Here is a 21454-nt window from a genome sequence, read left to right on the forward strand (position 1 = left end):
TGTCTTACTGTCGTCCCTGGAAGCATTGGGCGGGATCGTGGTTCAGTCGGCGATCCTGGGGCTCCGGCGGATGATGGTCGTGGCTCGCATCCTTGTCAGTTGGTATGGGAGGAGAGGCAGTGAATACCCGGGAAACGTCGTTGCGCCGTCTTGTGGAAAGGTGGTTCGGACCAGATTCGCAGATGCGGGCACGCGTCACGCTTTTCAGTCACTCCCGGGCGAGCCGGTGGCGTTACGTGTGTGTGGAGTCAAGGCGGGCGACCGGTGAACTGTCGATCTTCTTCTTCCGCCATGACGATGGTTCGTGGTCCGTATTCCCCCCGCAGACAACGCGGCCGACGATGAATGTGGCGCACATGCCGGATTTGCGTGGGGCGACAGGTGGGATCGCATCTATGGGTTGACTGGTTGACGGCCGGTCGACTCGATGCGACTTTCGCGGATCGACGCGTTCAAGCAATTCGCCCAAGCGCGGCATTCTGCTGTTTCATCAATTAGAAAATATTGGAGATCGGTGCTGTGTCAATCCCGACATTCCTGGGTGACGATGAACTCGCCCGCGAAGCAATCGAATACGACGTCGTGATCGTCGGCGGCGGCCCGGCCGGGCTGTCCGCGGCGATCCGCCTGAAGCAGCTGGCGGCGGAACAAGGCGCTGAAATTGGCGTGTGCGTACTGGAAAAAGGCTCGGAGATCGGGGCACATATCCTCTCGGGCGCGGTGATGGATCCGCGCGCGATGACCGAGCTGATCCCGGACTGGAAGGAAAAAGGCGCACCGCTGACGGTCGACGTGACCGAAGATAAATTCCTGTTCCTGACCGAAACCGGTTCGAAGAGCGTACCGGTCTGGGCGTTGCCGGACAACTTCAAAAACCACGGCAACTATGTGATCAGTCTCGCGAACGTCACGCGCTGGCTCGGTCAGCAGGCTGAAGCGCTGGGCGTTGAAATTTTCCCCGGCTTTCCGGCTGCCGAGATTCTGTACAACGACGATGGCTCGGTCAAAGGCGTCGCAACCGGCAACCTCGGCATCGGCAAGGACGGCCAGCCGACCGAGAACTTCCAGCTCGGCATGGAGCTGCACGCGAAGTACACGCTCTTCTGCGAAGGCGCGCGTGGACACCTGGGCCGTCAGCTGAACGACAGATTCAGGCTGCGCGAAGGCGTCGATCCGCAGGTCTACGGTATCGGCATCAAGGAACTGTGGGAAATCGATCCGGCGAAGCACAAGCCGGGTCTGGTGATGCACACGGCCGGCTGGCCGCTGGAGAGCGACACCTACGGCGGCTCGTTCCTCTATCACATGGATAACAACCAGGTGGTGGTGGGCTTCGTGGTGGGCCTGGGTTATACGAATCCGTACCTGTCGCCGTTCGAGGAATTCCAGCGCTACAAGACGCATCCGGCGATCCGCACAATTCTGGAAGGCGGCAAGCGCGTCTCGTATGGCGCACGCGCGATCACCGCTGGCGGCCTGATGTCGCTGCCGAAACTGGTGTTTCCGGGCGGTGCGCTGGTCGGCGACGATGCGGGCTTCCTGAACGCATCGCGGATCAAGGGCTCGCACGCGGCAATCAAGACCGGCATGCTGGCGGCTGAAGCGGCATTCGAAGCGGTACAGGCAGGCCGCACCAGCGATGAACTCACCGCCTATCCGGAGAGCTTCAAGACCTCGTGGCTGCACACGGAACTGCATCGCGCACGCAACTTCAAGCAGTGGATGAGCAAGGGCCTGTACCTCGGCACGCTGATGGTGGGCATCGAACAGAAGCTGCTGGGCGGCAATGTGCCGTGGACGCTGCATCATCAGCACTGGGATCACGAGATGCTCAAACCGGCTTCGCAATGCAGGCCGATCACCTATCCGAAGCCCGATGGCAAGCTGACGTTCGATCGTCTCTCGTCGGTGTTCATCTCGAACACGAACCACGAAGAGAACCAGCCGGCTCATCTGACGCTGAAAGATCCGTCAGTGCCGGTGAATGTGAACTGGCAGACGTATGCGGGTCCGGAGTCGCGTTATTGCCCGGCGCAAGTGTACGAATTCGTGAAGAACGACGACAACACCGAACGCCTCGTGATCAACGCGCAGAACTGCGTGCACTGCAAGACGTGCGATATCAAGGATCCGACGCAGAACATCGTCTGGGTCACGCCTGAGGGCGGCGGTGGTCCGAACTACCCGAACATGTGATCGATCTCGCGGGTGAACAGGACATGCCCGCACAAGAACGCAGATCGACGTTGCAGCGCATCGAAGCTGGCCGCTATCGAACCGGACATCTTCCATTACGCTCTGGTTCGGACGGTGCTGCGGCACCGTCCGAACCAATTCACTCATTCCTCCAGGAGCGGGTGTTTGCCGAAACCACCGCTCCGTTCACGTCTACGTTCCCGAATTAGCCACGATTGCAAGGCTCGGACAATAATGCGTTGCGCTCAAGTACGACGCTTGCTGTGACCGGGCTCCGGCAGCGTTGGACGTGGGCGGATCGATAAACACTGACGCATTGTTCGATCCCGCAGGAGCGGTGAGGGTCATCGTCACTTTCCACCAATTGCCGGATTTCACTGCGCTCAGCGCTGTGGGTTGTCCAGCGCCCCACGTCCCTCGTACTACAGCGCCCGTATTCGTATTGAGGACCCACGCGAATTCGGTGCCGCTCGGGTCGTCGGTCTGGATCGATCCGCCGGGAAAGACCGTCGCGTTGGTGGTGGCGAGAACATAGTCAGTAAAGCTATACGATTGGCCGCCCTGAACCCTGATGATTTCGCGGACATTCGAAACTGACGAGCCGTTCGTACTGGTCACCGTTGCGGCCCCTCTGTTCACTCCCGAAATATCGGTCGCAGGGACGGCGGTGCCGCCATTCTGTTGAGACCAGATATCCGGCGTGGCGAGACTCAGCGGCGAGTTGATCAGGTTGTTTGCATAGCAGGCGGCCACCGCCTTGTCGGCCGGCGGTCCATAAAAGCTTGCGATGCTCGCCTGGATCGCATTGTCGGTCGTGTCGGATGTCGCCTTGGTGATCACCGCTCCTTCAAAGAACTGGATAGGCGCAGCGCTACCGTCGCCGCCTTCGCCAAGCGACAGCCCGCCTTGCCATTGCCCGTTAAATGCATGACCCGCATCGTTGCCGAAGTTATAGGCTTCCGGGGGCGCCTGATCATAGAGCGCCGTGAGTGCGCTCTGCGAGGCTGAGCCGCCTTTGACAGCGAAGATATTCGACGCAGTCACCGGCGAGTATTTGGAGAGCACGGTAACGAACTTTTCTCTTGCAGGCTGCGGCGGGCCGTAGAGATAGACGCCTGCCTCCGCGTCGACGCCTGGCCAGTTAGTATCACGCGCATTGCATACGGGGTCTTTTACGTTGGGCGGCTGGTTCGAATTGCCATCGCAGTAGCCAAATACAGCAGCGTTGCCATTTGAGAATGCCAGCGCGAACATCTCGCCTTCGATCTCTCCATGTGCATAGGTGCCGGGATTGGCGCTGTTTTCCATATTTCCGTAAGTCCCGCAGCACGTGGAGGACTGGCTATAGTGCGCCCCCGCCACCATATATTCGGCGATGTCGCTATCACCGATCGACTGGTTCACCGTGCCGAACCTGTTGCGATACGCTTGTCCCGCCAACGTGCCCAGCGCGGGAATCTGCGTGCCTTGCAGCGGCACGAAGCCTAGCTTCGCCGGTGTGCCGGAAAGCGCCGGCAAATCGTTCCCGATCGATAGCTGGAGAGTGGGCGACTGGGCGGTCAGCGCGGTAGGCGGCTGCGACAGTTGAACGGTCAGTGCTCCACTGGTTCCCGGAAGCGTGATCGTCGCAAAGCCGTTGAGCACCGGTACGGTCGTCGTTTTTTGCGGGCGTGAGCCGCTATTCGGAACGGTCAGTGATTCGGTTCCGTCCGGGTTAAGTGCAAGGGTGGCCGGGACATTGCCGAACGCTCCGCCCTTTAGCGGCGCGACCAGGTCGATCTGGTCGTAAATGTACGTGACGGAACAGGTAGTGTTGTTGCAGAACGTGTTTGCGCTTTTGACATTGGCTGAGCCGATCAGCGAGCGGTCAGCGCCGTACGGCAAGGTGCTGGACGTGTAGGGATAGATGTCCTGCTTTGCATTGTCGGATCCCCGCTGAACCTGGAATAACGGCCCCCTGTAATTCCGGGTCAGCAGGCGGGTGACACTATGAGCCGCGGAGCATGGTGTGTTGGCCGTGGCGGCGGCGTCGCAAGGTAGGGGCGTTGCTGTCGCCAAGTCTATCGATGCATTGTCGTTCGACGCGGGCGCGGCATTCGTCGGTGTCAAACTTGAAGTCGATACATTCGCTGCCTGAGATGCGGTCGCGCCGCCACTATCTCCGTCACATGCGGCAACTCCTACGGTCATCGCTAATAGAACAGTAACTAATCCAATTCCTCTGGACATCATGACCTCCTCCTATGAAACCATGTTTCTGTTTTGAGTTGAATCACTTAGTTATGCAAACTGACTAATTAATAATTCTGTGTCAGGCAAACAGTTGTTCCTTGGAGCGGCGTTCGTTTCCGGCGGGTTATAAAATGCGCAGCCTTGTCGTGCAGTTCGCCGTCCAGGCTATGCACCAGGTGGAAATCAGGTTAGAGGCGATACGGTCGCCGGTTTGGTAATAATATTAGTCAATAATATCAATTCGACGTCTCGGTATAATCCCCTATGTTTCCATAATAGAAACGAAAGATTTCGCCCATATACAGGGCTGGAAAGGTTGCTCTCGTTAGAGCGGTGGTCAATATTATCGCTAATATGATCGTTCATAAATCAACGGCTGGCGGCCGAGCGTACGTCCGGTCAGGCGATCGGAAAGTTGGGGCGCACGTGAAGCATGCCTAATGAAAATACCGGATGTCGTCATGGTCATTCGTCTCGAAAGCCTCGCGCGGTCACTGAAAAGGGCGGTGCTGCGCGCTGCTAGAATCATCGCACCGCGCGTTGCAATGCGCGGCACTGAAGCGAAGCCCGGTCCGCTGTATCGCGCTGACCGTTGAAGTCGCGTGCTCGGTAGCCTGCTCGATCTACCAACTCCGTTCCACTACATGCCGCGACTTCGAGGCTGGCTCCGATCGATGCGATCAGGCATGGCGTGCTCACGGACTTGGCCAGGTTTAACCGGGGGCTTTGCCTACAGAGGGACAGGCCGGCAGAGAGCATCTGCCTGGTACCTCAACGAAAGCGATACCCTAGCCCGCGTCCTTCGGGGCGAGCTACCTCAATGAGGGTGTCGCACGTTCGCCGTCGCCTGAGAATATTTCCATACGTAGCGGGCAACGTCTCGCACGGATTCGCGAATCCGACCTGCTGCCGTGGGGGCGCATTGATCGCACGGTGACACGGACGCTCAAAGGTCGAGAGGTGCTCGTAAACTCTGACCGCGTGCCGGCCGAATCTTCCCGTCGGCTATTTCTCCGCCTGCCTGGCCATATAGGAAATCCGCCCCCTTACAACATCAATAGCCTGTTTGAGGGCGTAGATATCCGGAAGATATCGCTGCGGCAGGCGTATCTGGTTAGCGTGCGCGTCGATCTGTTCGATCTCGTCGCTCCATTGTGAAATCTGCTCCCGGCTTGGTCGCTCGCTTCGCCGTATCTCATCTTCCAGCAGCTTCACTTCGCGATACCAGACCACGAGGCGGTTTTTGATCCGCGTCTCCGCGATTCGCGGTAACGCCTGAAGCACGCCGAGCAGTAAAGCCGCAAAAGGCAGCAGGATCAGAAGGCGCCGTTCGACAAAACTGGCCAGCCAGAACGGGAGGTAGCGCTGAAGGAAGGGACGCCCAGACTTGAAATAGCGGATGCTTTCATCGGACACGGGAAATTCGTCGGTGTTGACGTTGGGAAACCTGCCGAGTGGCGTGAAGTAATCTTCGCGACCGTGGACGGCGCTGGCTGCATCCAGTAACAGATAGACGAAGGCCGGATGCAAGGATTCCTTGGCCACGAGCAAAGCCGTGGCGGCGAGCAGGGTGACATCGGCTGACGGCCGATCATTGGCAATGCTCGTCGAGCCACGCGGAAAAATGACCTTGGAGAGTGACGGGAATTTTTGGACTAGGGCATCGGCCTGAGCAAAGCTCATCAGCTTCAGATTGCTGTTCAGCAGAGTTCGTTGCATCTCGGCATCCGGCCTGCCGATAAAGAACGCCGCATCGAGTTGTCCGTTTTCCAGACTTTGATATGCCTTGGCCGCATCCATTTGCAACAACGTGGTGTTGTCACCCGAAACGCCGCTGTAGGCGAGCAGTTGCAGGGCAACATTGAGCAGGCCGCTGCCGGGCACGCCTATGGAAATCCGCTTGCCGCGCAGTTGCGCCAACCGGTCGATCGTGGCGTCGCCGCGATAGAACACCCAGATCGGTTCGTACGAGACTGCGGCGATCGTTTTCAGGTCGTCTGTTTCTTTCGGACGAGTCGTGCCGGACTGGATAAAGCCGACCTGATATTCGCTGCGTGGGTCTTTCAGCCGCTGATAATTTTCGACTGAACCGGAAGAACTACGGATATCGAGCGTAATGCCTTTCTGTTTCAGGATCGGTGCGTAGCGCTCCGCAAAGCCGCGATAGATTCCTCCGTCCGCTCCAGACGTCATGACGATCGTATGCTGGAAAGCGGGCGCGAGAATGATTGCCAGTACCCAGCCTGACACGGCCAGCAGCAGGATCGCGCCCGTGATGAAGAGCCACGGGCGCCTGGGTTTTACGGGTGCTTTCCGGGCGCGCTGGAGAACTGGGTTGTGCCTTGGCACGGTTTGGTCTCTCTGGTCCGTGCTTCGGGCGGGAGGCACGACGTTGCCATAACGTTCTTAGACTGCAGGCTACCTCGCTTCATGTCAACAACCTGCCAAACGCTTTCTTCCTGCGGCGAATTGGCGGCTAATCCAGGCGGATGACGGCGCATCAACCTGGAACGTCAGTTTGCAGACCGTCGCGCGCGAGATAACCCGACGCGCTAGCAGCGTTTTTTCAAGCAAGCGCCACGACCGCGATTTCCACGAGCAACTCGGGTGCGGCGAGCTTTGCTTGCACCGTCGCGCGTGCGGGTGCGTTGCCTTGCGGCGCCCAAGCGTCCCATACCTGGTTCATTCCCGCGAAGTCGCGGGCAATGTCCGCGAGCCACACTTGTGCGGAAACCAGGCGCGTCTTGTCGATGCCGGCCTTCTCCAGATAGTTGTCGATCTTCTCCAGCACCTTCGCGGTCTGGACTTTCACGTCAGCGGTATGATCGGCGGAAGTCTGGCCGCCGACGAACACCAGGCCACCCGCCTTGACGACGCGGCTCATGCGTTGATTGGTTTCGATACGAACGATATCGGTCATGACAATTTCTCCAGTTGAAGTCGAACGAAGCCGCCGCGCGCTGACTATCGGCGCGACGCAGAAAAAAATGAAACCGGTTAATGCGTCGCGAGAGACGAAGCGCCCGTGAGGCAAGATGCCGCGTCGCGGCCGAAGCGATCGATGGCAAACGCATCGAGCGGAATCGAGGGCGCGCCGTCGAGCATCAGTTCGGACACCAGCTTGCCGCAGCCCGGCCCAAGCTGAAAGCCGCTGCCGCAATAGCCGAACGAGTAATACAGATCCGAAGCCTTGCGGCTCGCGGAGATCACCGGCAGTTCGTCTTCGGTAAAGGCTTCGACGCCGGCCCACGCGCGGTTCACGCCGAGATGGCGCAGATGAGGAAACAGATCGGTCACGGTCCGCGCGCTACGCACGAGGCGGACGAAATCGACTTCGCCGTGGCGATTGGCCAGGTCCGCAATGCCGATCAGTTTTCCGCCGATGACCACTGTGCCGTTGTCGAACTGCTTGAAGGACAGCGGCCTGCCGGTTGCGCCGAGCGTCGCGGAACAGAAGGGCGCGACGCGATGCGTGACCATCAGCATCAAACCTTCGGGATGCACCGGCACCGGCTCGCCGACCTGCTTCGCCAGTTCGCCGGACCATGCGCCCGCGGTGACGAGCAGCTTTTGTGCGCTGAATGTGCCCTGTGGGGTGACTGCGAACCATCGCGTGCCGCGCTGTTCGATGCGGCGCACGGGCGTGCCTTCCAGAAAGCGCGCGCCGAACCGCTGCGCGGCGAGCCGGAATGCCGTCGTGGTTCGATAGGGCAGTGCGTAGCCGTCGCGCTCGACCCAGATTCCGCCGGTGACATGCCGCGCGAGCGCCGGTTCGAGACCGAGCACAGTTTGCCGGTCGATCACTTTCTCGTGCGTGAATCCCTGCGATTCGAGTAGTGCGACGCGCTGGCGGCACGCTTCGAGTTCGTCGTCCGTTTCGGCGATCTTCAACTGGCCGGAAGGAACGAAGCCGCCATCCTCGCCCAGCAGGTCGTTCATGCCATGCCAGATTTCCCGCGACATCAACGCAAGCGGAATCTCCGGCAACGGACGCCCCAGCGTGCGCACGCCGCCCGCATTCACGCCCGACGAATGACGGGCGACATAGTCGGCTTCGAGCACGATCACCTTCGCGCCGCGCCTCGCCATATGGAACGCGCTGCTCGTGCCATGCAGCCCGCCGCCGACCACGAGGACATCGGCTTCCTGGATGTCGGTCGCGTCATTCACCGGCAAGCTCTCCCAGCGTGAGCGGCTTGATCGGCGGACGGATGCGGTAGTAGCCGACTTCGGCGGGCGAGACGCGGCGCGCATCGGCGATCACTTCAGTGACCGTGAGGCCGCACATGCGCCCCTGACACGGGCCCATGCCGCAGCGTCCGAACGACTTCGCCTGATTCGGTCCGACACAGCCGAGCTCGACGAACTTGCGCAACTCGCCCGCGGTGACTTCCTCGCAACGGCAGACGATGGTCTCGTCGCGCGGAATGCGGTTGATGTCGCGCGGACGATAAAGGCTGTCGAGAAACGGCCGGATGCGCATCACGTCCGCGAGTGCGCGGCGATGCGCGACGGCTTCGGCATCGCGTGTCGCCGTGTTGATCGCGCCGAGTTGCGCGGCTGCTGCGAGACCCGCGAGCGAGCCTTGCAAGGCTGCTGCCTGTGCGCCGCCAATGCCCGCACCATCGCCCGCGATGAAGATGCCCGGTACATCCAGCTCGCCCCACGCATCGACTTTCGGGGTGAAGCAGAGTTGCGCGTTGTCCCAGCGGTGCGCGGCGCGCAGCGCTTGCGTGAATTGTGTGTTCGGCACGACGCCCTGATGCAGCAGGATCACATCGGCTTCGATACGATGCGCCGTGCCTTGCGTCGTGAAGTGAAGCGCGGCGGCGCGCTCGACATGATCCGTGCCGATGCGCGCTTCCACGCGCAGATCGTCCGCCGCCTCGAAGATGGGTACGCCTGCCTGGCGCAGCGTGCGGATCAGTTGCAAGCCTTTGCTCAGGAACGGCCACGCGCGCAGCGCCGACATCACGTGACGCTTGGCGCGCCAGCGGTCTTCGTGACGCGTGGTATCGACCAGCGCGCGGATCGGCACGCCGGCGCGCACGTATTGCCAGCCGAGCAGATACAGCAGCGGTCCGCAGCCCGCGAGCACCGGCGGCGCGGCGGGTACTTCGCCCGCACTCTTCAAAAGGATCTGCGCGGCGCCCGCCGTCAGCACGCCGGGCAGCGTCCAGCCGGGAATCGGGAAGGGCCGCTCCAATGCGCCGCTCGCGAGAATCACGCATTTCGCGTCGAAGCTGCCGATCTTGCCGTCCTTCAGATAATTGACGCCACGCTCGCGCGTGACCTGCCACACGGTTGCATTGGTCACGTGGTGCGCGCCGGAGGCGGCGAACGCATCGGCGATGGCGGCGCCCGCCGCGTAGTCCGGTCCGAGAATCTCCTTGCGGCGCGCATCGGCGCGGCCGATGCCGCGATAGATCTGGCCGCCCACGGCGTCCTGTTCGTCGATCAGCACCGTTCTGAGACCGGCGCGCGCCGTGCGCGTCGCCGCGCTCATGCCGGCGGGGCCGGCGCCCACCACGACGACGTCAACGGTTTCGGAAGCGAATTCAGATGCGAAATCAGCGGCCATGTGCGTTCTCCAGCGGTGCGTCCGTCATGCTCGCGGGCGGCAGATCGCGAGCGCCTTCCTGCGAATGGATCCGCATGCCGGCTTTGACTTCGACCATGCAGGCCTGGCGGCTCGGCACGCCGTCGATCTCGACCAGACATTCGAAGCACGCGCCCATCATGCAGAAAGGCCCGCGCGGTGCACCGGACACAGGGGTCGCACGAAAGCGCGACACGCCTGCGGCGAGCAGGGCCGCCGCCACGGAGCGGCCGCCGGGCACGGACAGTGGCTGATCGTTGAACCAGATCGCGACGTTCGCGGCGGCCGCACCTTGCGCGCCCGGCAGCGGCTTGAAGAGTGTGTGAGTCGATTGGGTAGTCATGTCGAATTCAATGAGCGGGAGTCAGTTCTCTGGCGTGCTCGAAACGGCGCGCCGAGAAATTGGGCAGTTCCTCGGGCATCGGCGCGCCCATGATCCACGGCGCGACGCGCAGCGCATGCGCGGCGGCCAGCGTCACGCCGCTATGGCACGTGACGACGAACGCGCCGGGATGCGCCTCGGACTGGTCATAGATGGGAAAACCGTCGGGACTGTAGACACGCAGTGCAGCCCACATGCGCACGAGCCGCACGTGCTGCAACATCGGGAACGCGCGCACGCCGCGCCGGGCGATGTCGGCAAGCACGTGCGTGGTGGTGAAATCGTTGAAGCCGACTTCTTCCATCGAATCGCCGAACTGCACGCTGCCCTCGTCGGTCTGGCGCACGTTGAGCGTCGGATAGTCGAGAAACGGGGCGACGCGCTCGCTCACCAGCACCTGCCCGCGATTGGGCGCGACCGGCGCGTTGAGCCCGACGAACGGCGCGAGCGTGCGATTGCCGAGCCCGGCGGCGAGCACTACTTGAGCCGCGCGATACGTGCCGCGCTTTCCGTGCACGACGAAGCCCTGCGCTTGCGGCTCGATGCGTTCCGCGCGCTCGCCCGAGACGAGCCGCACACCGCGCGCCTGCATGGCGGTGTGCAGGCCGCGCAGCAGCTTGAGCGGATTCACGTGGCCGTCCATCGGCGAATAGCTTGCGCCGATCACCGCGGGGCCGACTTGCGGAATGCGTGCGCGGACTTCGGCGGCATCGAGCATCTGGTACGGGTAATCGCCGAGTTCGGCTTGCAGTGTCGAGAGCCGCTTCTCGCGTTCGGCGAGTTCGTCGTCGTTGAAGCAGAAGTGAAAGCCGCCTGGCTGACGCAACGCCACATTCACGCCGGTTTCCTTCAGCAGGGCTTCGGCGAGTCCCGGCCAGCGCGTGGCCGAACTGCGTGACCAGCGTGCATAAGGCGAGAGGCCATAGCCCTTGCCCTGAACCCAGACGAGGCCGAAATTGCCGCGCGACGCGCGCAAGCCGCCGTCGTCCTCGTCGAGCACGGTCACGCGCGCGCCTTCGCGGGCGAGCCCGTAGGCCACGGCCGAACCGACGAGGCCGCCTCCGAGCACCAGCACGTCGGGGCTGGCGGTGCTTGTCAATGTCATCGGGCTTCTCCGATCAGAATGCGATCCAGGCCGACCATGCGATCGAGCAGGATCATCAGGAGGACAGTGCCGACAATCAGCACCGCCGACACCGAAGCGACCAGCGGATCGATCGTCTGCGCGATCTGGTTGTACATGGCGACGGGCAGTGTGGTGGTGCCGGGCGTCGCGACGAAGATGGTCATGGTCAGTTCGTCGAAACTCTGGATGAACGAAAGCACCCAGCCGCCCGCCACACCGGTGCGGATCATCGGCAGCACCACGCGGCGAAACGCGGTGAAGCGGCTCGCACCGCAGGACAGTGCGGCGCGTTCGGCGTCGCGATCGAGCCCCACCGCCGACGACAGCGCGAGCCGCAACGCATACGGCAGCACGATGATCACGTGCGCGCACACCAGCGACCAGAACGATCCGGACAGATGCAGCAGCGAGAGGAAGCGCAGGAACGCGATGCCGAGCACGACTGCGGGAATCATCATCGGCGAGAGAAAGAAGCTCGTGAGCGCGGCGCGGCCCGGAAAGCGATAGCGGGCGATCGCCAGCGCGGCGGGCACCGCAAGCAGCATGCCGACGGTCGCCGCCGCGAACGCGAGCCGCACCGACAGCCAGAATGCCGAGACGATGTCGCCGTTCTCGAGGATCGCGCGGAACCAGCGCAGCGACGCGCCATCGAAAGGCATCGAGATGAAGCCCTTGTCGGTGAACGCCACGAGCATCACCACTACGAGCGGCGCGAGGATGAAGGTCAGAAAGAACGCGTTGTAGACGAGGCCGAGAATGCCGTTCTGTTTCATGGTCGTTCTCCCTCTCAATCGAAGATGTGCTGGAAGCGGCGTTCGGCAAGACGACTGCAACCCATCACGATCGCCACGTTGGCAATCAGGAGCAGCACGGCGATGCTTGCGCCGAGCGGCCAGTTGAGCGTGCCGAGGAATTCGTCGTAGGCGGCAGTGGCGACCACCTTGAGGCGCCGGCCGCCGATCAGCGCGGGCGTGGCGAACGCCGAGGCCGACAACGCGAATACGATGATCGAGCCCGACAGCACGCCCGGCATGATCTGCGGCAGCACCACACGGCGGAACACCGCGAACGGCGAGCCGCCGAGCGAGCGGCCGGCCCATTCCACCTGCGGATCGAGCTTCTGCATGGTCGCCCAGACCGACATCACCATGAAGGGCACCAGCACATGGGTGAGCGCGATGATCATGCCGGTCATCGTGAAGACGAGGCGGATGGGTTCGTCGGTGATATGCAGCGCCTGAAGAAGGTTGTTCAGCACGCCGTTGTTGCCGAGCAGAATCTGCCAGCCGAGCGTGCGCACCACCACGGAAATGAGCAGCGGGCCCAGCACGATCAACAGACAGAGCGACTGCCACGGCCGCCTCATGCGCGCGAGCACGATGGTTTCCGGCACGCCGAGCACGATGGACAGCAGCGTGACGGCGAAGGCGAGGCCGGCGGTGCGCAGAAAGATCGTGCCGTAGTAAGGATCGCTGACGACTTCCCAGTAGTTGGCGAGCGTATAGGCGGCGGTCACGCCGGCCGTGTCGCTGAAGACGCGGAACGACAGCATCAGCGTTAGCAGCAGCGGCACCAGCAAGAGGCCGACGAACAGCAGCAGCGCGGGCCCCGACAGCAGCCACGGCGCGGCGCCGGGGCGGGCGTCGTCAAGCGTGGCCATGAGCGCTCTCCTGGTTGTCCTGCGTGAGCACGCGCAGGTCGTCGTCGGTCCAGGCAAGGCCGACTTCCTGGCCTTCCTCGGGCGGCGGCGCGCCGTGGTTCGGTTGCGCGATGCGCAGCTTGCCGAGTTCGGTGTCCACTTCGAGCAGCCATTGATTGCCGACGAATACGCGCGTCGAGATGCGGCCGCGCACCCGGGCATCGCCATTGGCCAGATGGACTTTTTCCGGGCGGATATAGACGTTTACCGCGCCAACGACATGGCGGCCCTCGTGCGGGACGTGCAGCGTCGTGCCGGCAACGTCGACTTCCGCGCAGCGCGGATTGCGGCGCAGCACTTCGCCGGAAAACGCATTGGTGCGCCCGAGAAACGTCGACGCGAACGGTGTGGCGGGGCGTTCGTACGCGTCGTACGGCGTGCTCAGTTGCGCAATGGTGCCGCGATGCATCACCGCGATGCGATCGCTCATGGTCATCGCTTCCACCTGATCGTGCGTGACGAGAATCGTCGTGATGCCAAGGCGCTTCTGGATCGCGCGCAATTCGATGTGCATCTCTTCGCGCAGCTTGGCGTCGAGGTTGGACATCGGTTCGTCGAGCAATAGCAGTTCGGGTTGCATCGCGATGGCGCGCGCGATCGCCACACGCTGCCGCTGGCCGCCCGACAGCTCCTTCGGATAACGATGACCGAGGCCTTTGAGGCGTACCAGTGAAAGCGCTTCGGCGACGCGCTCTTCACGCTCCTTGCGCCTGACCTTGCGCATCTCCAGACCGAAGCCCACGTTGCCCGCCACCGTCATGTGCGGAAACAGCGCGTAGCTCTGGAACACCACGCCGATGCCGCGTTTCTCCGGACGCTCGTGCGTGATGTCGCGGCCATCGAGCAGGATGCTGCCGGTGGTCGGCGTGACGAAACCCGCGACCATTTGCAGCGTGGTGGTCTTGCCGCAGCCCGATGGTCCGAGCAGCGACAGCAGTTCACCGCGCTCGACAGACAGATCGAGGTGTTCGATTGCCGTGAAATCGCCGTAGCGTTTCGAGATGTTCTGCAGGGTCAGGAAGGCCATATGCGTTGCTCCTTCATCAGAAACGCGCGCCGCGCGAGGGACTTGCTGGTGCCGGAGTTCAGCGTTCGACCGAGCGGTTCCAGCGCTCGGTCCACTCGGTGCGATGCTGGTTGATCGTGGTCCAGTCCATCGCGGTCAGCTTCGAGATCTGTTCGGGACCGTAGGGCACGCGCGCAGCTATTTCAGGCGTCAGCTTGACGGTCTTGTTGACCGGGCCCAGACCGATGCCTTGCGCCTGCAACACCTGCACTTCCGGGCTCAACAGGTACTGCACGAACTGCTGCGACAACTGCGGCTGCGCGTTCTCCGCGACCACGCATGCCGCTACCTGCAACGCGACCGCGCCTTCTTTCGGGTAAATGAACTTGAGCGGAAAGCCGGTGTTCTGCAATGCGACCGCGCGGCCGCTGCCGTATGGCGCGAGGATCACGTCGCCGGATTGCATCTGGCCGTCCATCTCGCCGGGCGTCGGCGCCCAGGACAGCACGTTCGGCGCGACTTCCTTCGTCATTGCGGCGAAGCCCGGATCGATGTTCTTCTCGCCGCCGCCGGAAAGACGCGCGAGCATGACGAGCGTATGCAGGCCGTAGGTGTTGGTGATCGGCGGTACGCCGAGTTTGCCCTTGATGCGAGTGTCGGTGAGCGCCTTCCACGAGTCGGGCGGCGGCAGGCCGGCCTTCTTGAATGCTTCTTCGTTGTAGCCGATGCCGGTTGCCACCATGCCGACGCCGATCGCCGTCGGCCCGAGCTTCGCGAGCGGGTAGAGGTCTTTCATCACGGGCGCGTCGTCGAGCTTCGCGCACAGGTTGAGCTGCATGGCCTGGTACATGGGACCGTCGTCCATTACCGCGACGTTGATCTGCTGATGGCCTTTCTGCGCCTGCAGCTTGGCGAGCGTATCGCTCGAATTTCCGGCGACGTAGACGATCTTGACGTTATGCGCTTTTTCGAACGGCGGGATGATTTTCTGCCGGTAGACCTGCTCGTTCGAGCCGCCGACGTTGGCTACATAAAGCGTGGTCTCGGCCTGCGCGGCGAGCGGCGCGGCCAACGCAGCCGCAAATGAAAGCGCCGCGATGGTGGTGCGGGACGGGGCGGACAAACGGCGATGCAACGCGCTTCTCATGACGACGATCTCCAGTTCCGGTGTGGGGGAGGGCGGGCTTCGCTGCCCGTCGAATAGAATGCAGTTTCGCGCCGGCCAATCATGCCGTCCAATACGAATAAAATACCTATCTATGCATGGATGATATGGATTGACGGCGGTTGTCTAAGGGAGAACACCTATGAATCTCAAGCACATCGAGGCGTTTCGGGCGGTGATGGTGTCGGGATCGATGACCGCCGCGGCCAAGGCGCTCTTCACTTCGCAGCCGAACGTCAGCCGTCTGATCGCTCAGCTGGAGCGCGACACGGGCTTACAGCTCTTTCAGCGCAGCGGCGTGCGCCTGATTCCGACGAGCGAAGGCGAGGCGTTCTTTCGCGAAGTCGAACGCGCGTTTGTCGGCCTGCAGGGGTTGGCGAATGCCGCGGCGCAGATTCGCAATCTCGGCAGCGGCCGCCTGCGCATCGCGGCGATGCCTTCGGCGGGCATGACGCTGGTGCCGCACGCGATCAAACGTTTTGTGGAGTTGTTCCCGGATGTCACGGTGTCGCTTCACGTGAATACGTCCGGCACGGTCAATCATTGGACGGCGTCGCAGTTTTGCGATCTCGGCGTGGCGGTGTATGTGAGTGAGGCGTCCGATTGCGAGGTCGAGCAGTTGTCGGACGTGGCTGCCGTTTGTGTGATGCCGGCTGCGCATCGGCTGGCGGCGAAGCGCAGCATCAAGCCGGAGGATCTGGAAGGCGAGTCGTTCATCTCGCTGTGTCACGGCGACGGCACGCGCGTGTTGATGGACGAAGTGTTCCAGCGCGCGGGCGTGCAGCGCGTTCTGGCAATCGAGGCGCAATACACCGCGATGTGCTGCGAGATGGTCCGCCACGGCATGGGAGTGACGCTCGCGCATCCAATCGTCGCACGCGACTTCGCGGGGCCTGAGATCGCGATTCGCCCGTTCTTGCCGGCTACGCGGTTTCAGACCTATCTGCTTTTTCCTCCGCACAGGCCGCGAGAGCGGCTTGCTTCGGCGTTTGTGGAAGTCTTGCGCGGGTTGCACGACGAATTGCTGGCGGAGGTGGTGGTGCCGGCCCGGAGTGTGGGAAGGCGCAAGGCGCTGCGGTCGGGGATTGGAGGGTGACGGGGATATCGACGTTCGCTTCTTCCGCCCCGGCATTCGTCGCGCAATGTCGAACCACGCCGGCTTCAGATTTGGGAGCAGAACGCCATTAGACGTCATTCCGAAAAGCGAAATTAACCCTTGCGAACAATGCGCTTAATTATCAGCGACCGTTTTCCTAGACTTTTCATTGCTTATATTTACATAAAAAATTCGAGTCCATCCAGGAGGCACAGGTCATGAACAAGGCAACCAGTACATTAATCGCGGCTGTCGTCGCACTCGCGCTGTCGGGCGAGGCCTATGCACAAAGCAATAACACCTTGGCAACCCCGAGCGTAGTGTCGCCCGCCGCCGTATCGCCGGCCAATGCAACGAGCGGCTACGGCACAGCTGGCGCCACCAACTCGGATAGCGGCATGAGCGCCGGGTCGGCGAACTCCGGCCTGCAGCAGACCACGAACACGAACTCGACGTCCAATGCCAGCGCTTACGGAGTCAATAACACGCTGGCAACCCCAAGTACAGCGTCGCCGGCTGGTAAATAACAGCAATTAATAACGCATCAGGCGCAAGCACAGAGCGAACAGGCGCCCTCATTCACCCGCCGTTGTAAGAAAAGCCGCTGCCCTCACGGACAGCGGCTTTTTTGTTTCTCCCCAAGATCTTCCTGACAGCGGTTCGCGCCACACTGAATCCGGCCAGGAAACTACTGGGCCGCACCTTCAGGGGCACATTCGAAGGGTGGCTTTGCCACGAAGAGCCGACTCTTGCGGCCCGGGTCGGTGACAGGCGAATGAACAACGTTCGGTATGCAATCGGACTTTATCGATCTTTGGGCTTCGATCAGGTTAGCAGACGCAATGACAGGTTTCGTATCTCCGGGTGCTCGGTCGACGATATCACGGTGACTCTGCTGATTAAGGGCTAGGTGGCGGACAGACATCGGCCAACAGGCGATGCTCATGCCGAAGTTTCGAACGTCCGCTGTGGTGTTGGCATGAGCCTTTATAGCGAGGGGCAACACCAGAAATTTTCCGCCTTTGCCCTTGTCGGCGCGTAACGGGCCAATATCGGCCACGTAACGCTGCAAGCCGTCCTGAACGAACCCTAGCATATGTGGTGGAGCCTCGATAACGGTCGGACCATCCGTCCTTAGGTCGAGGTGGCTCATCGCGTATGCCGTCTCGGTGTTCGCAGTCAGCAGCAGGTCTGAACGTCCATCAGGTTGTCCCAGATCACAACCTGTGTCGGGTTTTTCGAACCAAAATGCGCGCATGCCCTCGCGCAATGCAATCTCGCTGACGGGCATCATCTGCGTCAGATAGACCTCGGTAGCCCGATTGACCAATTGCAGTTCGAACAGACGTTCAGCTGTGTCGTCAACCGGGTATCCATTCTTGAATTCAAATCACTCGGACGTGTGTCTTCATTGAAACGCCAACCGAAAAATTGCGGCAGTTCATTTCAAATTACTCAACGGTTGAGCGTGGGAATGATCGTTTTGCGCCTCCAGAGTGCGGCCGTTTGATTGGCATGCTCGCGGTGCGCGTGCTCCGCCCCGGAATCCGAATTTCGCACTGGCTTAGACGTTGGCCAAATGGTTGCTCGCCCTTGGAGCTATTTGGTAGCCCTCGTTTTTGCAGTGTCGGGGCAGCTTATACCACCATGCAGTCCGAGCCATAACCAACGATCTCGGGAAATATCTGTTGCTAATTCCGCATCAATTTAAACGACTTTTGGCCGTTAGCTAAGGAGCGACCTCGCAGCGGGCGTCTCCGGCCACAATCTGCCGTTCAGCGAGCGGGAATGTGCGATGGCGGCAAATCGAGGACGATCCAGGCAGCCTGCGATGGTGTCCGGTGACGCTTATCGACGTTCAATATCGCTTCTGACAAGGCACGCTCTGTCGTGCAATTACTTTTCCCTCAAGACTATTCATGAATCTGCGTTCTTGCCTCAGTGTGACCGCCGCGGTGGTATTGACCTTGTTTCTGGCTGCGTGCAGCGGTGGAAGCGGTGGAGGCATAACGCCGATTGGGCCCAGTGCCAGCCAAGTCTCCGGCACGGTGGCGTACGGACACCCTGTGGCCGGGCAAACCGTCGAGGCGATTGACACGCAAGGCAATGTCTGCGCCAAAGCCACCACAGCCACCGATGGCACCTATGCCATGAGTACCACGAACTGTGCGCCAGGATCGGCTGCAATCACGGTATTGGGGTACACCACGCCGAACGGAGCGCCATTGATAGCCGTTGCGGTTCCCCCGCAGGGGTCACGCGTCATCAACGGCGTGGTGAACATCGATCCCCTGACCACATTGCTATCCTATGACGCGGCTGGCCTGGCCTCGTCTGCAGCCCTCCCGGCCACGAGCGGACAAGTGTTGGCGTTGCTGTCGCAGATTACCGCGACGCAATACCTGCAGGCGAAGGCCAATATTCTGACGGCGTCGCTGCTACAAGCCTTGAGTGGTAACGGCGTAAGCACCACAGGATTTGATCCCACAACGACCCCGTTTGTCGCTAATGGTCAGGAGCTGGACGGATTCTTTGACGGCAATCCTTTGTCCGCCCCGACGCCTTCCAGCGTGCAGATTGCAGCGCCCACATCGGCTGGCCCGCTGGTCAAGGTTACATTGCCCATGACGACGGGCACTCAGTCGTCGGTCACCTCGGTATCGTCCTACACGCTCGGTGGCAGGGTTTCCGGACTGTCAGGCGGATCGCTGACGTTGCTGCTCAATGGCGGCAGCGCCTTGACGATCCACTCCGATGGCACGTTTACGTTTCCGGTGGAGATCAGCAGCACCTACGCCGTCACCGTGGGCGCCCAGCCCTCCGGGCGGACCTGCACGGTCTCCAATGGTGTGGGCGCTGGCGTTACCGCCAATGTCTCGAACGTTACCGTGACCTGCTCAGCCAACACCTTTGTTATCGGTGGCACGGTCTCGGGCCTGGCTACGGGCAGTCAGGTCACGCTGAACAACAATGGCGCGGATCCAACAATTGTCGCGGCCAACGGCAGCTTCACATTCGCCACACCGGTGGCCTATAACAGCGGCTACGCGGTCACAGTCGGTACCCAGCCCACTGGGCAGACTTGCACCGTCTCCAATGGCACGGGCGCCGGCGTCACCGCGAATACCTCGAACGTGAGCGTGACCTGCTCAGCCAACACCTACGTTATCGGTGGCACGGTCTCGGGCCTGGCCAGCGGCACTCAGGTCACGCTGAACAATAATGCAGCTGATCCAACCACTGTCACAGTCAACGGCAGCTTCACCTTTGCCACGCCGGTGGCGTACAACGGCAGCTACGCCGTTACCGTCGGCACTCAGCCCGCCGGGCAGACCTGCACCGTCTCCAACGGCTCGGGCGCGGGTGTGAGCGTCAATGTGACGAGCGTTGCCGTGAGTTGCGTGACCACACCTGCCAAAACCAGTTTCATTTACATACCTGACTACACAAACAACCGCATACTGGGATACACCTACAACCATACGACTGGGGACGTAGGGGCTGCAGCCGGTGGAATTTTTCCGGCCGGTACCTATCCGCGTTGGGTTACCACCAACCCTGCGGGCACTTTCCTGTACGCAGCCAACAATAATTCGAACAACATTTCCGCCTACACCGTCGATGCCACAACCGGCGCACTGACCCAGGTCGCCGGTAGCCCATTTGCATCCGGCACCTCGCCCAATGGCATGGTCGTGAACCCAGCCGGCACGCTGCTGTTCGTGGTCAATTCGAACGGCCCAAGCGTGTCGGTGTATTCGATCAACCAGATCAGCGGTGCACTCACCCCAGTAGGCTCCCCCTACATAGTCGGCTCGGCGCCCACCCGCCTGGCGATCACGCCCAACGGTCAGTTTCTGTATGTGCTGAACCAGAACAGTCACGACATCTCGGGTTTCGCCGTGGACTCCACGACCGGGGTGCTGACCCCGATCAGCGGCGGCCCCTTCAGCGACACCGGCGCGGTCAACCAGGGCGGCTACGGTATTACCGTCAATCCTGCGGGGACTGTGCTATACGTGGTGAACTGGGAGGCTAACATCACGGCCCTCGCCATCGACGCGACGAGCGGGGCGCTGACTCCGGTGAGCGGCAGCCCGTTCACGGCCACGACAAACTACACCGGATGGGGCTGGCAAAGTGCATCCCTGAGCCCGGACGGCAAGCTGCTGTTCGCCAGTACCGGCAACGGCGGCAACCTGCTGACGTATTCGGTCGACGCAACGACTGGCGCGCTGACCCAACTGACCTCCGACAGCTACGGAGCCTACGGTAACGCGGGCACCAATTTCACCGTTCCAGACCCTACAGGCAAGTACCTGTACGTGAGTAACGCTTTGGCGATCTACGGATCAGTCGTTTCGATCGATCCGGCCACCGGGGCTCTGCAGGATCTGGCCGGTAGCCCGTTCGGCGTCGGCGCTCGCCCGTTCGATCTTGCCGTAGTCAATCCCTGACCGGGGCGCTGTGTTGGCCGCAAATGCCTACGCCGGCAGATCGTTCTTCAGGTTCTTGTAAAGCTCGACCAGATAGTCGGGCAGCGCGAAGCGCAGTCCGAAGTCGGCGCGCGTCTGACCGTTCACGACCGTTCATGTCACTCAGCACCGGAAAACCCAGTTCGTTGGTGCGCACCGACTTGCGGCTAGTGAGCGGTGTCTGCGGTGAGATCGCCACGACGTTCGCGCCATATGTCTGAATTTGCGGCAGCACTTCGTTGATCGCCTGCAATTCGATATTGCAGTACGGGCACCAGGCGCCGCGATAGAACGTCACGACCAGTGGCCCCTTCAGGAGCAGCGCTGCGGAAGACACGTCGTTGCCATCCTGATCTTTCAGGTTGAAGTGCGGCGCGCGATCACCGGCCTTAATGGCTCCGGCGGCCTGCCCGCTCGCAATCAGTTCTGCGATGGCGCGTTCCATCACCGGATGAATTTCCGGCGGCGCGCTATACGG

Annotated in this window: 17 protein-coding genes; 4 read left to right on the top strand and 13 right to left on the bottom strand. The window is 61.7% G+C overall.

What is annotated here, in order from left to right; translation table 11 throughout:
- Nucleotides 1-525 precede the first annotated feature (525 nt).
- A complete protein-coding gene (locus tag PDMSB3_RS21850; protein WP_197740297.1) occupies nt 526-2196 on the top strand; it encodes an electron transfer flavoprotein-ubiquinone oxidoreductase in 1671 nt (556 codons plus the stop codon).
- A gap of 192 nt (nt 2197-2388) precedes the next feature.
- Here the strand turns inward: PDMSB3_RS21850 and PDMSB3_RS21855 are convergent, their stop codons facing one another.
- The 11 genes from PDMSB3_RS21855 to PDMSB3_RS21905 all read right to left on the bottom strand — a co-directional run bounded on the left by PDMSB3_RS21855 (nt 2389) and on the right by PDMSB3_RS21905 (nt 15387).
- A complete protein-coding gene (locus tag PDMSB3_RS21855) occupies nt 2389-4428 on the bottom strand; it encodes an arabinofuranosidase catalytic domain-containing protein (protein ID WP_165187676.1) in 2040 nt (679 codons plus the stop codon).
- Between the two features lie 1005 nt (nt 4429-5433).
- Entirely contained in the window at nt 5434-6777 is a 1344-nt protein-coding gene (locus tag PDMSB3_RS21860) for a TAXI family TRAP transporter solute-binding subunit (protein WP_007176032.1), read from the bottom strand.
- 217 nt (nt 6778-6994) lie between these two features.
- A complete protein-coding gene (locus PDMSB3_RS21865; protein ID WP_007176033.1) occupies nt 6995-7348 on the bottom strand; it encodes a RidA family protein in 354 nt (117 codons plus the stop codon).
- Between the two features lie 77 nt (nt 7349-7425).
- The gene (locus PDMSB3_RS21870; protein ID WP_165187678.1) at nt 7426-8598 is read right to left on the bottom strand and encodes an NAD(P)/FAD-dependent oxidoreductase; all 1173 of its coding nucleotides are present in this window, start codon (nt 8596-8598) and stop codon (nt 7426-7428) included.
- Nucleotides 8591-10009, bottom strand: a complete 1419-nt coding sequence (locus PDMSB3_RS21875) for an NAD(P)/FAD-dependent oxidoreductase (protein WP_007176035.1) — start codon at nt 10007-10009, stop codon at nt 8591-8593. The genes PDMSB3_RS21870 and PDMSB3_RS21875 overlap by 8 nt, the downstream gene beginning before the upstream one ends.
- Nucleotides 9999-10370: a (2Fe-2S)-binding protein gene (locus PDMSB3_RS21880; protein WP_007176036.1), complete on the bottom strand. Its 372-nt coding sequence runs from the start codon at nt 10368-10370 to the stop codon at nt 9999-10001. The genes PDMSB3_RS21875 and PDMSB3_RS21880 overlap by 11 nt, the downstream gene beginning before the upstream one ends.
- Nucleotides 10371-10377: 7 nt before the next feature.
- Nucleotides 10378-11514 carry an NAD(P)/FAD-dependent oxidoreductase gene (locus PDMSB3_RS21885; RefSeq protein ID WP_007176037.1) on the bottom strand — a complete coding sequence of 379 codons (1137 nt, stop codon included), beginning with the start codon at nt 11512-11514 and terminating at the stop codon, nt 10378-10380.
- The gene (locus tag PDMSB3_RS21890) at nt 11511-12308 is read right to left on the bottom strand and encodes an ABC transporter permease (RefSeq protein WP_165187680.1); all 798 of its coding nucleotides are present in this window, start codon (nt 12306-12308) and stop codon (nt 11511-11513) included. Before PDMSB3_RS21890 ends, PDMSB3_RS21885 begins: the two co-directional genes overlap by 4 nt.
- Before the next feature lie 14 nt (nt 12309-12322).
- The gene (locus PDMSB3_RS21895) at nt 12323-13195 is read right to left on the bottom strand and encodes an ABC transporter permease (RefSeq protein WP_007176039.1); all 873 of its coding nucleotides are present in this window, start codon (nt 13193-13195) and stop codon (nt 12323-12325) included.
- The gene (locus PDMSB3_RS21900) at nt 13182-14261 is read right to left on the bottom strand and encodes an ABC transporter ATP-binding protein (RefSeq protein ID WP_007176040.1); all 1080 of its coding nucleotides are present in this window, start codon (nt 14259-14261) and stop codon (nt 13182-13184) included. Before PDMSB3_RS21900 ends, PDMSB3_RS21895 begins: the two co-directional genes overlap by 14 nt.
- Nucleotides 14262-14319: 58 nt before the next feature.
- Nucleotides 14320-15387 carry an ABC transporter substrate-binding protein gene (locus PDMSB3_RS21905; protein ID WP_007176041.1) on the bottom strand — a complete coding sequence of 356 codons (1068 nt, stop codon included), beginning with the start codon at nt 15385-15387 and terminating at the stop codon, nt 14320-14322.
- A gap of 160 nt (nt 15388-15547) precedes the next feature.
- On the opposite strand from PDMSB3_RS21905, the gene PDMSB3_RS21910 reads away from it, so the two are divergent.
- The gene (locus tag PDMSB3_RS21910; protein WP_007176042.1) at nt 15548-16501 is read left to right on the top strand and encodes a LysR substrate-binding domain-containing protein; all 954 of its coding nucleotides are present in this window, start codon (nt 15548-15550) and stop codon (nt 16499-16501) included.
- 218 nt (nt 16502-16719) lie between these two features.
- A complete protein-coding gene (locus PDMSB3_RS21915; RefSeq protein WP_007176043.1) occupies nt 16720-17028 on the top strand; it encodes a hypothetical protein in 309 nt (102 codons plus the stop codon).
- Between the two features lie 161 nt (nt 17029-17189).
- On the opposite strand, the gene PDMSB3_RS21920 is transcribed toward PDMSB3_RS21915, so the two are convergent.
- The gene (locus tag PDMSB3_RS21920) at nt 17190-17831 is read right to left on the bottom strand and encodes a DUF1254 domain-containing protein (RefSeq protein ID WP_197740265.1); all 642 of its coding nucleotides are present in this window, start codon (nt 17829-17831) and stop codon (nt 17190-17192) included.
- Between the two features lie 589 nt (nt 17832-18420).
- On the opposite strand from PDMSB3_RS21920, the gene PDMSB3_RS21925 reads away from it, so the two are divergent.
- A complete protein-coding gene (locus PDMSB3_RS21925; RefSeq protein WP_165187682.1) occupies nt 18421-20958 on the top strand; it encodes a beta-propeller fold lactonase family protein in 2538 nt (845 codons plus the stop codon).
- Here the strand turns inward: PDMSB3_RS21925 and PDMSB3_RS21930 are convergent.
- A complete protein-coding gene (locus tag PDMSB3_RS21930; RefSeq protein WP_405044924.1) occupies nt 20948-21421 on the bottom strand; it encodes a peroxiredoxin family protein in 474 nt (157 codons plus the stop codon). The two genes, PDMSB3_RS21925 and PDMSB3_RS21930, sit on opposite strands and share 11 nt — an antisense overlap.
- Nucleotides 21422-21454 lie beyond the last annotated feature (33 nt).

The organism is Paraburkholderia dioscoreae, from assembly GCF_902459535.1.
GTDB classification, from domain to species: Bacteria; Pseudomonadota; Gammaproteobacteria; order Burkholderiales; family Burkholderiaceae; genus Paraburkholderia; species Paraburkholderia dioscoreae.